General features: G+C 72.7%; 10 protein-coding genes. 5 read left to right on the top strand and 5 right to left on the bottom strand.

What is annotated here, in order from left to right:
• The first annotated feature begins 257 nt into the window (after positions 1-257).
• Both ACH4XV_RS22205 and ACH4XV_RS22200 read left to right on the top strand, forming a co-directional pair.
• The gene (locus tag ACH4XV_RS22205; RefSeq protein ID WP_395792339.1) at positions 258-2,402 is read left to right on the top strand and encodes a hypothetical protein; all 2,145 of its coding nucleotides are present in this window, start codon (positions 258-260) and stop codon (positions 2,400-2,402) included.
• Positions 2,399-4,087: a purple acid phosphatase family protein gene (locus ACH4XV_RS22200; protein WP_395792337.1), complete on the top strand. Its 1,689-nt coding sequence runs from the start codon at positions 2,399-2,401 to the stop codon at positions 4,085-4,087. Before ACH4XV_RS22205 ends, ACH4XV_RS22200 begins: the two co-directional genes overlap by 4 nt.
• Before the next feature lie 171 nt (positions 4,088-4,258).
• Here ACH4XV_RS22200 and ACH4XV_RS22195 read toward each other — a convergent pair whose 3' ends face one another.
• The 3 genes from ACH4XV_RS22195 to ACH4XV_RS22185 form a co-directional block, all read right to left on the bottom strand.
• Positions 4,259-4,711: an iron chaperone gene (locus ACH4XV_RS22195; RefSeq protein ID WP_395792335.1), complete on the bottom strand. Its 453-nt coding sequence runs from the start codon at positions 4,709-4,711 to the stop codon at positions 4,259-4,261.
• 20 nt (positions 4,712-4,731) lie between these two features.
• Positions 4,732-5,490, bottom strand: a complete 759-nt coding sequence (locus tag ACH4XV_RS22190; protein WP_395792333.1) for a hypothetical protein — start codon at positions 5,488-5,490, stop codon at positions 4,732-4,734.
• A 69-nt stretch (positions 5,491-5,559) separates the two neighbouring features.
• Entirely contained in the window at positions 5,560-5,874 is a 315-nt protein-coding gene (locus tag ACH4XV_RS22185) for an SSI family serine proteinase inhibitor (RefSeq protein ID WP_395792331.1), read from the bottom strand.
• 391 nt (positions 5,875-6,265) lie between these two features.
• On the opposite strand from ACH4XV_RS22185, the gene bioB reads away from it, so the two are divergent.
• Both bioB and ACH4XV_RS22175 read left to right on the top strand, forming a co-directional pair.
• Positions 6,266-7,327 (top strand): biotin synthase BioB, encoded by a 1,062-nt coding sequence (bioB, locus tag ACH4XV_RS22180; RefSeq protein ID WP_395792329.1) that lies wholly within the window; start codon positions 6,266-6,268, stop codon positions 7,325-7,327.
• A gap of 128 nt (positions 7,328-7,455) precedes the next feature.
• The gene (locus ACH4XV_RS22175; RefSeq protein WP_395792936.1) at positions 7,456-8,682 is read left to right on the top strand and encodes an adenosylmethionine--8-amino-7-oxononanoate transaminase; all 1,227 of its coding nucleotides are present in this window, start codon (positions 7,456-7,458) and stop codon (positions 8,680-8,682) included.
• Positions 8,683-8,690: 8 nt separating this feature from the next.
• On the opposite strand, the gene ACH4XV_RS22170 is transcribed toward ACH4XV_RS22175, so the two are convergent.
• Complete coding sequence (locus ACH4XV_RS22170; protein ID WP_395792327.1) at positions 8,691-9,185, bottom strand: hypothetical protein; 495 nt, start codon at positions 9,183-9,185, stop codon at positions 8,691-8,693.
• 245 nt (positions 9,186-9,430) lie between these two features.
• Here ACH4XV_RS22170 and ACH4XV_RS22165 point away from each other — a divergent pair, with 245 nt between their 5' ends.
• Positions 9,431-12,124: an RNA polymerase sigma factor gene (locus ACH4XV_RS22165; protein ID WP_395792325.1), complete on the top strand. Its 2,694-nt coding sequence runs from the start codon at positions 9,431-9,433 to the stop codon at positions 12,122-12,124.
• Positions 12,125-12,130: 6 nt separating this feature from the next.
• Here the strand turns inward: ACH4XV_RS22165 and ACH4XV_RS22160 are convergent, their stop codons facing one another.
• The gene (locus ACH4XV_RS22160) at positions 12,131-13,039 is read right to left on the bottom strand and encodes a D-hexose-6-phosphate mutarotase (RefSeq protein ID WP_395792323.1); all 909 of its coding nucleotides are present in this window, start codon (positions 13,037-13,039) and stop codon (positions 12,131-12,133) included.
• Positions 13,040-13,088: the final 49 nt, after the last annotated feature.

Raw genomic sequence — 13,088 nt, 5'->3', positions numbered from 1 at the left:
GTGGAGGGCGAAGACTCGGGGAGGTTGGTGAATCTCGGAGCCATCTCGGCGGAACCGTGGGGTAATTCCCGTCGAAGGTTTTGGTTTTGTCGGGTTTGTGACCGGGCCGCCCTGCATACTCACGATCGTTGTCGACGTGCCGTGGTCGGAAGGCGTCGACTTCGGTCCTTTCGGCTTCCCGATCCCATGCACGCTCCCCATGGTTTCACCGCGGGTGGCCGCCGGTGTCGGGGTGAGTGACGGGTCATCACCTCCCCATGGGTACAACGCGTAGTCGTCCCCCGCTCATGATCGGCGCCTTTCGGCCGCGACGGGTCGCGGCCGGTCTGATCGTGCTGGGTCTGCTGGTTCTGCTCTTTCCCATGATGTCCTCGGCTGCGGAGTCACCGCCGGTGCGCGGTGCGCGGGCCGACTACCTGACCGGCGAACAACGCGCCATGACACCGGGGTTGGTCACCCGGTCCGGCAGTTACGCCGAACTGGCCTCCGGGCCCGACGAGAGTTTCGGCGACACCCGTTCGCGGGCGGCCGACTGGCTGACCGTGCCCGCGGCCGGCGCGGACGGTACCGCGTCGGCGGATCGATCGGTGCCCGCCGGTACGCCGTTGGGCAAGCGTACGGCCGCCATCACGTCGGCGGCGCTGAACGTCTCGCGTACCGCGCAGAGCCTGAAGGCCACGTCGGACGTGACCGGATTCGACCACCCGCTCAACCAGTTCCGCGAACTGGACCAGGTGGTCGGCGTGACGTCGCTGGTGCGCATCGACAAGGTGCACTCGGAAGCGGGTGCGCCGAGCGCCGCGGCCGACGCCGGCCGGGTCGACGCCGGCCCCGGCGACGCTCCGCGTGCGGTGACCGAGGTCACCGGCCTCACGTTCTTCCCCGGGTCGGCGCGTGAGGAGCGTGTGGACCTGCCCGGTGGGCGCATTCCCGGCGGGTTGCTCAGCCGTACGCTGCACTTCCGCACGGACGACGACGGCCTGGCCATGAAGAGCCTGTACAAGGGCGATCCGGCGATGTACCGGGCCATGCTCGGCGACGGCACCGGCTTCCTGGACGCCACCTGGACCGTGATGGTCGCCGACCTCGCCTCCACCACGGCCGACTCGGCGCGGGCCGGACTGGGTGTCACCATCGACATGCGGTGGCGGGTCGGCATCGATGCGCGGGACACGCTGCAACTGCGCATCGACGGCAACGAGCGGTACGTGGACACCCGGATCGCCGAGGTGACCGCGGGCGACCCGGCCGCGGTGTTCCGGCGCCCGGCGGTGCCGACGACCACCGTGAGCGGGTTCGGCCCGCCCGGAGCCGGGCCGGGGGACACGCTCACGGTGACCGGGAGCGGCCTGGACGCGGGCGGGATCGGTGTGTACGTGGACGGGTCGCCCGAGCGGATCACCGGCGACGCGCTGCGGGTGGCGGCCGATGGTGCCTCGCTCGCCTTCGCCGTGCCGGCGGGGGCGACGCCCGTCAAGGGGGTGCTCGTGGTCGGCGACCACGGGGAGGGCAGCGCCGGGAGCTTCCCGCGTCCGGGCGGTGGCAGTTCCGGTCCCACCACGACCGCGACGGGTGCGCCGCCGAGTCCCACCGACGAGGGGCCGGTCCGGCACGCCTCGTGGGCGGGTCCTGCGGTCAAGGCGGGCGACCTGCCCGAGTCGTGCGTGACGGCGGCGCAGTGGCGGGTCCCGGCGGACCGGGCGGTGTTCACCGCGGCGCTGGGCGACGGCGGGGTACGGGCACCGGTGATCGCCTCGGCGGTGTTCACCTTCGCCGACGAGAGCGGTGTGCGGCACGAGGTGGCCACCGGCGCCGGGCCGATCTGGGGGCAGCCGTGGCCGGAGGGGCCGGCCGCGCACGTGGTGGGCACCCGGCCCGGGCAGGTCGCGGCGATCGTGCCGAACGGGTGGAGCCTGGTGGCGCTGGGCGCCGACCATCGCGGTGGGGAGAGCGCGAGTCAGGTCGCGCTCAGGCCGGTCGGCGGGTGCTGGGCGCTGGGTCGGGAGCGGCCTACTACGCCGCCTACGAGCGTGCCGCCCACTACGGCGCCACCCACGAGTGCGCCGCCGACGAGCGTGCCGCCGACGAGCGTGCCGCCGACGAGCGTGCCGCCTACGAGCGTGCCGCCGACCACGGCGCCGCCGACGAGTGCGCCGCCTACCGGTGAGCCCTCTGGTGGGCCGACCGGCGCCTCGACGCCCGCCGGGTCCGGCGGCACCACCCCGGGCTCGAACGGCGGCGGCCCCGGCGGCTCCCACACCGTCCCCGAGACCGCGACCGGCACCGGCGGCAGCCTCTCCCGTACCGGCGCCGACATCGTCCTCCCCGTCCTCCTCGGCACCGCCGCGCTCGGCGCCGGCCTCGTCCTGCTGTTCGCCGCACGTTCCAGGAGCGCCCGATGAGCACCGCCCCCGACCGCAACCCCCACCTGCCCCGTTCCGGTGTGCCCGACCGGCTCGCCGCGACGATGAGCATCGCCGAGCAGCACGAGTACCTGCGCGCCCGGCGCCGCCGCACCGTCTCGCGTCGCGGCGTCCTCACCGCGATCGGCCTCGGCGGCGCGGCCGTTCCGCTCTTCGGCGCCTCATCGTCGGCCGGCCCGCGCCGCGCGCCGTCGCTGCTCTCGGGCACGGACTACGTCGACGGGAACGCGCTCAAGCCCGCCGCGCGACACCTCGCGTTCGGCGCCGACCCGCGCGCTCAGGCGGCGATGAGCTGGCAGGTGCCGCAACCGGTGCGCCGGCCGTACCTGCGCCTGGGCACGTCCCCGAAGCACCTGGACCAGGTGGTGCCCGCCGAGATCCGGCACTTGCACTCGCACCTGATCGAATACGCCGACAACCCCGCCTCGGCCTACTTCGACTACGACCAGTACCACCTGCACGCGGCCCTGGACGGCCTCGACCCGGGCACGCGCTACTACTACGCGCTCGGCCACGAAGGGCTGGACTCCGCGTCCGTCGCCGCCACCGTCGGCTCGTTCCGCACCGCGCCGGCGGTCGACGGCGTACCGGAACCCTTCACCTTCACCGCGTTCGGCGACGAGGGCGTGGAGTTCGGCGGCGCCGCCAACCAGACCCTGATGCTCCGTCAGAACCCGGCGTTCCACCTGCTCGCGGGCGACATCGCCTACGCCGCCTCGGGCGCGGGGCTGCCGTCCAGTCACCACAGCGCCGACGGCGCGGACAAGCTCCAACCCGAGATGTGGGACGAATACCTGCGGATGATCGACCCCGTCGCCGCGTCCGTGCCGTGGATGGTGGCGATGGGGAACCACGACATGGAGGCGCTGTACTCGCCGGACGGCTACGGCGGCCACCTGGCCCGCTGGCACCTGCCGGGCAACGGGCCGCGCAACTCCCATGCCACGTACGGCTTCCGCTACGGCAACGTGGCGGTGGTCAGCCTCGACGCCAACGACGTCTCGCACGAGATCCCGCACAACCGGGGCTACACCTCCGGTGCGCAGACGGCGTGGCTGGCCGGCCATCTGGCCCAGGTGCGGCGTACGCCCGGGATCGACTTCGTGGTGGCCTTCTTCCACCACTGCGCCTACTGCACGGCGGCCGACCACGTCTCGGACGGCGCGATCCGGGAGGAGTGGATCCCGCTGTTCGACCGCTACCAGGTCGACCTCGTGATCAACGGGCACAACCACGTCTACGAGCGGGCCGATCCGATGCGCGGCGGCGTACGCACCCGGCGGGCCGACATCGGCGACCGGATCCGGCCGGCCACCGACGGCACCACCTACCTGACCGTGGGCAGCGGCGGGAAGAGCGGCTACGCGTTCTCCGCGCCGGAGACGTACGCGGGCGGCCCGGCCGATGTCACCGACGCGGTCAAGGGCGGCTACTACACGAAGGCCGGCAAGCTCGACGAGACCGTCGAGTGGTCGCGGGTGCGCTTTCGCGGCAATGCCTTCATCGCCGTCGACGTGCGGCCGGCCGCCGCCGGACGGGAGACCACGATGACGATCCGCACGCTCAGTGCGACGGGCGCGCAGATCGACACGGTCACGCTGGTCCGGGAGGCGGGTACGCCGATCCCGGTCGCGGGCACGGGCGGTCGCGGGACCGGGGGCTGAGCCAGGCCCTGTCCGGCGGATCCTGGCGGGTCCGCGCCACCCGGCACCGCGCCGGTCGGCCGCGTTCGCCGGAGGTTCGTCGGGGGGTCGCCCCGGTGGCTCCGGTCGAGCGCGGGACGGCCGCCGATGTACGTGCGTGAGTCGGGTCCGGTGCGTCCCCCGGGCCCGGGCTCAGCCCACCGCCCGCCTGACGAGTTCCGCGATCCGTGCCTCGACCTCGGGGGTCACCTCGGTCAGGGCGAAACCGGCCGCCCACATCGGGCCGTCGTCGAGCTTGGCCAGGTCGCTGAACCCGAGCGTCGCGTAGCGGGCCTTGAACTTCTCCGCGCTCTGGAAGAAGCAGACGACCTTGCCGTCGATCGCGTACGACGGCATGCCGTACCAGAGCTTCGGCTCCAGGGTCGGCGCGTTGGCGGTGACGATGGCATGCACACGCTCGGCCAGGGCCCGGTCGGCGTCCTGCATCTCGGCGATCTTCGCGAGCAGATCCCGCTCCGCCTCGGCCGCCTTCTCGGCCTTCGACGTACGCCGCGACGCCGCCTTCAGCTCCTTGGCGTGGTCCTTCATCGCGGCGCGTTCGTCGGCCGAGAAGCCCTCGTGCCTGCCGTCTTCGCTGTTGCCCATGGCGGATCTCCCCGTGTTGATCATGATTTCGTGATCTTGGACGGGACCATATCCCGGCGCCCCGATACCGGGTCAACGGTGACGCGCGAATCGCTCGTCGCCGACCCCATCGCGCGGCGCAGCGCCGCCACGACCACGGTCGGCTCGTGGACGGCGGCCGCCGCGCGTTCGGCCGTGTCGAGGACGTCGGCCAGGGTGTCGGGCGTGGCGCCTGACACGACCTCGCACATCCATTCCGCCAGCCGCCCGGCATCCTCCGGTACGTCCGGCGGGCTCGGGCCGGCCGCCGCCGGCGCGCCCGGACCGCTCGGGGCCCGGCGCCCGAAACGGCCCACCGGCCGACCCAGGGCACGCTGCCACCAGCGACGACGCTCCCGAGGCGTGGCGGGCTCAGGCAGGGCGGACTCGGGAGGGGCGGCCCGGAGCGGGGTCGGCGTCACATCGAGAGCCGGGCCGTCGGGTGCGCCTGCCGCCGGGTCCGCTTCCGCCACCGCGAGGTCCCCGGCCACCTCCGCCTCCGCCGCCAGGTCCCACGCGGACAAGTCCGGCATACGCCCCTCGCTGCCCCAACGGCCCACGGGCAGGCGGACCTTGTGCGGGTGCACGCACACGCCCACCCCGGTGCGCGCGTCCACCCGGCGTCCCTCGCCCCGGATCCACGGCCAGGCCCGGTCCGGGCGCGGCGCCACGTCGAACGCTCCCGGGGCGAACAGGCGGGAGGGACAATATCCGCACACCTCGTCGTCGATCGAGGGTGGCATGCGTCGTTCCGGCGACATGAGCGCAGCGTAACGACCGTGCGGAGGCGCCCCGCCGGGGGCCGGTAATGGGAAAAAGCGGTGTGCGCCTCAGTCGCCCACCCTCGGCAGGACCGGGACGAGGTCGTCCCAGCGGGCGATCTCACACCCGTCCGTCCGGTCGAACGCGGCGTCCACGGGGCGGCCGGCCCACTCGCCGGTGATGTGCGCGGCGGCGGGTCCGCCGTAGATCATCGTGCACATCGCCCCGTGCGGCACGGGCGCGAACGGGTCCCTGCCCCACATCGTCACGGCGTCCAACCTCTCGCACGCCTGCCGGGGCGCGGGGTGATCGCCCCCGGCGGGGTGGCACTCCAGCGTGTACACCCCCGCCCCGCCGGGGGCGTCCGTGACGGTGATGGTCAACCGATCCCCCATCCCCGAGGCGCCGGTCGGGACAGGCGCCGAGTCGGCCACGGCGGCGGGAGCCAGGTACGGCGCAGAGACAAGAACCAGGGCGGACACGACGAGACGACGAAGCACCACTGAAGACTCCCGATGCGTGTGCACATGCGTACAGACCGGGGACGCCCCCACGCACCCGCGCGCAAGGCCCCGTCACCCCTAACGCCCTCACTCTCACGTGGGTTACGCGCCACCCCCGGCCCGGTCATCGGCTTTCGATGACTCGCCCGATCGATTCATGTTTCCAGGTCGGGTGGGAGGTGGCGGGGTGGACGGGGACAGAGTTCGGGGGGTTGATGTTGTGGGGTCGCTTCATTGTTGCGGGTGATCACACTCGGTGAGACTGCGAGGCATGACGACATTGCTCGATGGGCTCGTAGGCAAGGCGCTGCGGCGCGAAACGCCCTCTCGTGACGAGGCGTTGGCCGTATTGGCGGGGGCGGAGGAGACGCTGGACATCGTCGCGGCGGCCGGGCGGGTGCGGCGGCACTTCTTCGGTCGGCGGGTGAAACTGAATACGATCATCAATATGAAGAGCGGGCTGTGCCCGGAGGATTGCTCCTATTGCTCGCAGCGGCTCGGGTCCTCGGCGGAGATCCTGAAGTATTCGTGGATCTCGCCCGAGGAGGCCGCGCGGACCGCCGATCGGGCCGTGCGGGCCGGCGCCAAGCGGATCTGCCTGGTGGCCAGCGGACGGGGCCCGGGCGCACGGGACATCACCCGGATCGAGGACACGATCGCCGCGGTCAAGGAGGGCAGCCCCGAGGTGGAGATCTGTGTCTGCCTCGGGTTGCTCTCCGACGGTCAGGCCGAACGACTGGCCGCCGCCGGGGCGCACGCGTACAGCCACAACCTCAACACGAGCGAGGCGCGCTACGCCGACATCTGCTCGACGCACACCTTCACCGACCGCACCGACACCCTCCGTCGCGCCGGCGCCGCGGGCCTGTCGCCGTGCTCCGGGGCGATCTTCGGGATGGGCGAGTCGGACGAGGACATCGTCGATCTGGCCTTCGCGTTGCGGGAGTCGGATCCCGACTCGGTGCCGGTCAACTTTCTCATCCCGTTCGAGGGCACCCCGCTCGCGGACAACTGGGAGCTGACGCCGGAGCGTTGCCTGCGCATCCTGGCGCTGTTCCGGTTCTTCTTCCCCGACGTCGAGGTCCGCCTCGCGGGCGGCCGGGAGATCCACCTGCGCGGCCTCCAGCCGCTCGCGCTGCACCTGGCCAACTCGATGTTCCTGGGCGACTACCTGACCAGCGAGGGTCAACCGGGCGCGGACGACCGGCAGATGCTCGCCGACGCGGGCTTCGTGATCGAGGGCGCCGACGAGCAGACCCTGCCCGATGCCCGGCACGACCTGGTCGCGATCCGGCGACGCGGCGCGGGCAGCGACCTGCCGGCCAACACGTGAGGGCCGGGTGGCGCACCCCGGCGCCGCTCGACGGCCGGCCGGACCGAGTGCGTACCGGGCGCCGGGACCGCACACCCGGCGAACTGCTCGACCTGGACCGGGAACACGTGTGGCACCCGTACGCCGCCATGCCCGGCACGACGCGGCCGCTCCTGATCGAGTCGGCCGAGGGAGTACGGCTGCGCCTGGCCGAACCGATCGGGGAAGTCGAGGAGTTGATCGACGGCATGTCCTCGTGGTGGGCGGCCGTGCACGGCTATCGCCATCCCGTGCTCGACGCGGCGATCCACGACCAGGTGGGGCGGATGAGCCACGTGATGTTCGGGGGCCTCACCCACGAACCGGCGATCCGCCTCGCGCACACCCTGGTGGAGATCACCCCGGAACCGCTGCGGCACGTCTTCCTCGCCGACTCCGGCTCCATCTCCGTCGAGGTCGCGATGAAGATGTGCCTTCAGTACTGGCGGGCCCGGGGTCGTGGCGGCAAGCGGCGCCTGCTGACCTGGCGGGGCGGCTATCACGGCGACACGTGGCATCCGATGTCGGTGTGCGACCCCGAGGGCGGGATGCACCACATGTGGCAGGGCGCCCTGGCCGAACAGGTCTTCGCCGACGCCCCGCCGCGCGACTTCGACCCGGCATATGTGGATCACCTGGAGGCGCTGCTGAGCCGCCATCGGGACGAGGTGGCGGCTGTGATCGTCGAGCCGATCGTGCAGAACGCCGGCGGGATGCGTTTCCACTCCCCGCGCTACCTGCGGGCACTGCGCGAACTGTGTACTACTCACGACGTGTTGCTGGTGTTCGACGAGATCGCCACCGGCTTCGGCCGCACCGGCGAACTGTTCGCCGCCGACCACGCGGGCGTCGGCCCCGATGTCATGTGCCTCGGCAAGGCCCTGACCGGCGGATACCTGAGCATGGCCGCGACGTTGTGCACGGAGGAGGTGGCGGCCGGGATCGGCACCGGCGAATCGCCCGTACTCGCCCACGGCCCCACCTTCATGGCCAACCCCTTGGCCGCGGCGGTCGCGAACGCGTCCCTGGACCTGATCCTCGACCAGGACCTGCGTACCGATATCGCCCGGATCGAGACCGCCCTCACCGCCGGCCTGGCCCCGGCCCGAACCATCCCCGGCGTTCGCGACGTTCGTGTCCTCGGCGCGATCGGCGTGGTCGAACTCGACCACGAGATCGACCTGCCGACGGCCACCAGGGCGGCCACGGAACACGGTGTCTGGCTACGCCCGTTCCGCAACCTGATCTACACGATGCCGCCGTACATCACCACCGACCAGGACCTGGCCACGATCACCGCCGCGGCCCGAGCGGCCGCGGCGGCGACCGGAACCTGATCGCCGGTCTACGGGCAGTCGTGGAAGGCGCGGTCTTCCGGGGTGAGGGGCGCACAGAAGTCGTGGACCTGGTTGTCGACCCGGTGCGCCATGTAGGAGAGGCCGACCACCAGGATCGTGTACGTCAGGATCGCGACGACCACGCGGCCGTAGGAGGCCGCGGACGCGGCCTTGGCGCGGTGCGGGCTGCGTGGCGGGTGGACCAGGGCGACCGGTGAGCCCGGCCGGTGGCGGCCCTCGACCGTGCAGCGGTACGGAATGCCGTTGTGGGCGGTGTATTCGACGACGGTCATGTCCACGAAGTAGACGTCGTCGCGGATGCGGTCGGGGCCGCTGCCGCGCCGGATGCGGCGCTCGCGGAGAGTGGATACGGCGGTGCCGGTCGTGCGCACGCCCCATCGGCGCAGGTAGTGGACCCGCAGGGCGATCACGAGGATGACGAACGGACCCAGGATCAGGATGAGTTGCCGTGCCACGAGGAAGGAATGCGGGTGGTCGCGCATGATGGCTGCCCTTCGGGTGTACCGGTGTCGACTTGTCCGGTACGTGGTCGGGCGCGGCGGGATCTCTCCACTTTTCGGGCGGGAATCTTTGGGGGCGCCGATTGTGTGGGTTTCGTCGTGATGTGCGCTTTGCCGGGCCGACGGCCGCGCGCCGGCGGATAATCGGTCGCGCGAAAGTGGAGAGATTCGCATCCCTCGAGACACGTCCCCGGTGACGACGTCGCATTGCCGTTGCGGAGGGTGCCATGACACGGATCGGACCGGACCCGTCCGGGGACTTGCCGTCGGATGGGGGGCTGCCGGAGAGCCTGTGGGCCGCGGATCCGGACGCCGACCCCGACGACACGTGGCAGCTGCTGCGCGACGGCGACGAGGCCGCCCGGATCGCGTTGTACGAGCGGCATCACGATGCGTTGGTGCGTTGGTTCCGGGCGAAGTTGCCGTCGGCGGCGGAGGCCGACGACTGTGTCAGCGAGGTGTTCGTCCGCGCGCTCGACGGGATCGCCCGCGACCTGAAGCCGGACCGGGGTGTCGACCGATGGTTGTGGGGCATCGCCAAGCACGTCAGGATGGCGGAACTGAGGGCGCGGGAACGTGCCACGGGCCGCCCGGTCGACGAGGACATCTCGCCCGACGACGCGAAGAAGACGACCCTTTCGCAGATGACCGCGTCCGGCGGCGACCTCGGCCACGCCTATGGCAAGACCCAGGCGTTCGCCGCGCTCTACACCGCCACCGACGCGCTGTCGCAGACCCAACGCGTGGTGGTGAGCGCACACTTGGACCACACGCTCGCCGAAATGCGTCCCGTGAAGGGGGCCGAACTCGCCGCCCGTCTGGGCTGGTCCCGGGTTCGCGTCGACCGCGAACTGAGCCGGGGCCTGAAGAAGGTGCGTGAACGGGTCGGACTCCTGGCGGCGGCGCGTTCGATGCGCTTCTCCTGCGCGACGGCGGCCGAAGTCAAGGGGCTCGCACGGCTGTTCGCCGCCGACGAGATGGCGTCGGGCCTGGTGCCGACCCGGGCGGAGTATCGCGTCCTTCGCGCCCACGCGGCCGGCTGTCCCTCCTGCTCCGCCGTGGCCAAGGACGCCATCGTGCAGCGCACCTGGGTGCTCGGACCGGGACTCGCGGCGGCGGCGGCCCGGCAGGGTGAGGACGACGACGAGCGGCGCCGCGCGGCGGTGGCCTGGTGGACGGGGCGGCCGGCGGCCACGGCCGAGGCCGAGGTTGCCCCGGTGGCGTCACCCGTCCCGGCCCCGGAAGTCGCTGCCGCGGCCCCCGACCCGGGCGTGTTGGGCAGTGTCGTCCGGGTCCTACGCCCCGCCTTCGACGCCGTCGTCCGGCCCGCGCTCAGCGCCACCCGCGCCGCACGTGATGCCGTCCTGCACCGGTTGCTCCGTGTCCCCGGCGTCGCGCCGGCGGTGAACACCGCGACGCGAATCGCCGCGGACAATCCGTTGGCGGTACGCGTGGGCGGCACGGTCGTCGCGCTCGCCACCGCGGCGGCCCTCACCCTGTTGGCCGTCGCGCCCGACGCCGCGCACACCCCGTCCGCCCGGCCGTCCGCCGGCCCCTCGACGGTCCCCGGCGGTCCGCCGGGTCCGGGCGGGGAGGCGCAGCCGGTGGTGGACGAAACCCCGCCCCCGAGCCCCACCCCGACGGACGTCCCGTCGGCCCCGTCGCCCGGCGGCCCGACGCCCCCGGGCGGGGCGGCGGCAACGACCGGCGGGACCGACCCCGATCCGGCCGGCCCGACCGGCCCACCCGGCACCGGCGGCCGAAGCGCCACCGGCACCGCACCGAACGGCCGCGGCGGAGCCGGAAGCGGCAGCGGCAGCAGTGGTGGCAGTGGCAACAGCGGCGGCACCGGCGGAGCCAACGCCCCCGCCTCCACCCCCGTTCCGGCCGTCTGGGGCTTTTGGATGGTCCGCTACGCCGACGACCCCATCGGCGCCACCCGCGAACTCACCCCCACCCCGCAACGCCCGGACAGTCACGAACCGAACTGGACCTACGGCATCTGGCGGCTCGGCAATCCACCCGTCGTCAAGACCGTACGCGTCACCCACACCGCCGTCGGCCGGCACGTGGTGATCCTCCCGGACAGCGCCGCCCCCGGCGGCATCGCGCACGTCTCGGTCTCCGACTACGCCGCGAACGGCGTGTCCTGCCAGCCCGTACGGTGGTGGCCGCAGGGCACCGACGAGCGCGTCGAGGTGGCCTGCTTCGACCGCGCCGGCACGTCCGCCGACATCCCGTTCACCGGACTCTTCCTCGCCGGCGACCGCAACGGCCCCTACGGCCAGGCCGGTTCACGCGGGTACGTATACGCCGACGAGCCGACCGCCGCCCGCCAAATCCCCGCCGCCGCGTCCCGGCAGAGCACCGGCGCGGTCACCCGTACCGGCACCGGACGCTACGCGGTGGCGGTCGCGGCGGACACCGAATCCGTCCAGGTCTCACCGGTCGGGACGACGCCTCGGCACTGCGCGCTCACCGCGCTCTCCGGCGGCACCGCGTCCGTGGCCTGCACCACGCATACCGGCGCACCGGCCGACACCGCGTTCACCCTGAGCCACACCGGCCGGCAGAGCCCGCTCGACGACACCCGGGTCCCGCACGCGGTGTACCTGACCGTCGCCGACGCACCCGGCGCCGGCGCGCCGACGATCACCGGATCATGGATGTCCCGACCGGGTTCGGCCGACGTGACGCGCACCGCGACCGGCCGCTACACGCTGCACCTGACGGTCGGTTACCTGACCAGCTACGCCCACCTGACGGCCGTCGGCGGCGGCTACTGCACCACCGTGCTGCGCAACGACTACGGCACCAAAGACGACGTCCTGATGTACCTGGCCTGCTACACCCCGACCGGCGCCCCGGCCGACAACGGCTTCCGACTCTCCTACCTGACCGCGTCGCCGTACTACCCGTAGCCCCGCCTACGCGTCGGGCGCGATCCGGAGCGTGGTACCCAGGCGGGCGGGTGTTCCCGGCGTGCTCACCAGGGGCCGCGAGACGTGGGCGGTCTCCACGCAGACGAACTCCCGGTAACCGTCGTCGGGTACGTCCGCCATCGTGCGCGCGAGGTCGGCGCCCGGGTTCCACACGACCACATCGGTGTGGCCCTCGTGGCGCACCTCGACGACCCGCTTGCCGGCGGGATCCTCCACCCGGCTCACGTCGCCGGGTCGGATGTACACCCGGTCGGTCTGCCCCCGGAAGGCGATCCCCGCCGCGGCCGGGTCGGCGTGCACGGGCGCGTCGAGGACCTTGTCGACGTACGGCCCGCCCAGACCGGTGACCCGCACCTCGTCCAGGTCACCGACCCGCAGATAGGTGTGCAGCGCCGCGGTGCTCTCGAAGTCACCGCGAGCCTCCAGTTCGATCCGGCATTCGCGCCCCAGTACGAACCGGGCGAACACCTCGAATTCGTGTGGCCAGTACGCCCGCGACTCCTCGCTCGTCCGCAACACCAGCGTCACGCGCACCGCCTCGTCGCCCGGAGCGGCCTCGTCCCCGGCCGCGTTCTCGTCGATGTCGAGCAGTTCCCACGGCAGAACGCGCGCGAAGCCGTGGCTCGGCCGACCCGCCGCACCGAACCACGGCCAGCAGATCGGCACTCCGCCGCGAACCGCCCGCCCCTCCTCGAACGCCGTGGTCTCGCTCAGCCACAACACGGGCTCCTCGCCCGCCGGTTGCCAGTGCACCAACTGCGCGCCCTGGAGGGTGATCGCGGCACGCACGCGCGGATGGGTCACCACGACCACCGGCAGCGCACCGACCCGACGCAGCGTGGTGTGCGCACCCAGTCGCCGCTCGACGGGAAGGACGAATACGTCTTCGGGCACGTCGGGACCCCTCACACTCGGCGGACGGCCGTCGCCCACACAACCCGCC

It is taken from the genome of Embleya sp. NPDC020630 (genome assembly GCF_044334985.1).
Classification (GTDB): Bacteria; Actinomycetota; Actinomycetes; order Streptomycetales; family Streptomycetaceae; genus Embleya.
This window is presented reverse-complemented; position numbering and strand designations above follow the sequence as displayed.

Excerpts from the sequence above, each read along its gene's own strand:
- ACH4XV_RS22175 (WP_395792936.1), top strand. The coding sequence starts at position 7,456 with ATGCCCGGCACGACGCGGCCGCTCCTGATCGAGTCGGCCGAGGGAGTA.
- ACH4XV_RS22165 (WP_395792325.1), top strand. The coding sequence starts at position 9,431 with ATGACACGGATCGGACCGGACCCGTCCGGGGACTTGCCGTCGGATGGG.
- ACH4XV_RS22205 (WP_395792339.1), top strand. The coding sequence starts at position 258 with ATGGGTACAACGCGTAGTCGTCCCCCGCTCATGATCGGCGCCTTTCGG.
- ACH4XV_RS22190 (WP_395792333.1), bottom strand. The coding sequence starts at position 5,490 with ATGTCGCCGGAACGACGCATGCCACCCTCGATCGACGACGAGGTGTGC.
- ACH4XV_RS22195 (WP_395792335.1), bottom strand. The coding sequence starts at position 4,711 with ATGGGCAACAGCGAAGACGGCAGGCACGAGGGCTTCTCGGCCGACGAA.
- bioB (WP_395792329.1), top strand. The coding sequence starts at position 6,266 with ATGACGACATTGCTCGATGGGCTCGTAGGCAAGGCGCTGCGGCGCGAA.
- ACH4XV_RS22200 (WP_395792337.1), top strand. The coding sequence starts at position 2,399 with ATGAGCACCGCCCCCGACCGCAACCCCCACCTGCCCCGTTCCGGTGTG.
- ACH4XV_RS22170 (WP_395792327.1), bottom strand. The coding sequence starts at position 9,185 with ATGCGCGACCACCCGCATTCCTTCCTCGTGGCACGGCAACTCATCCTG.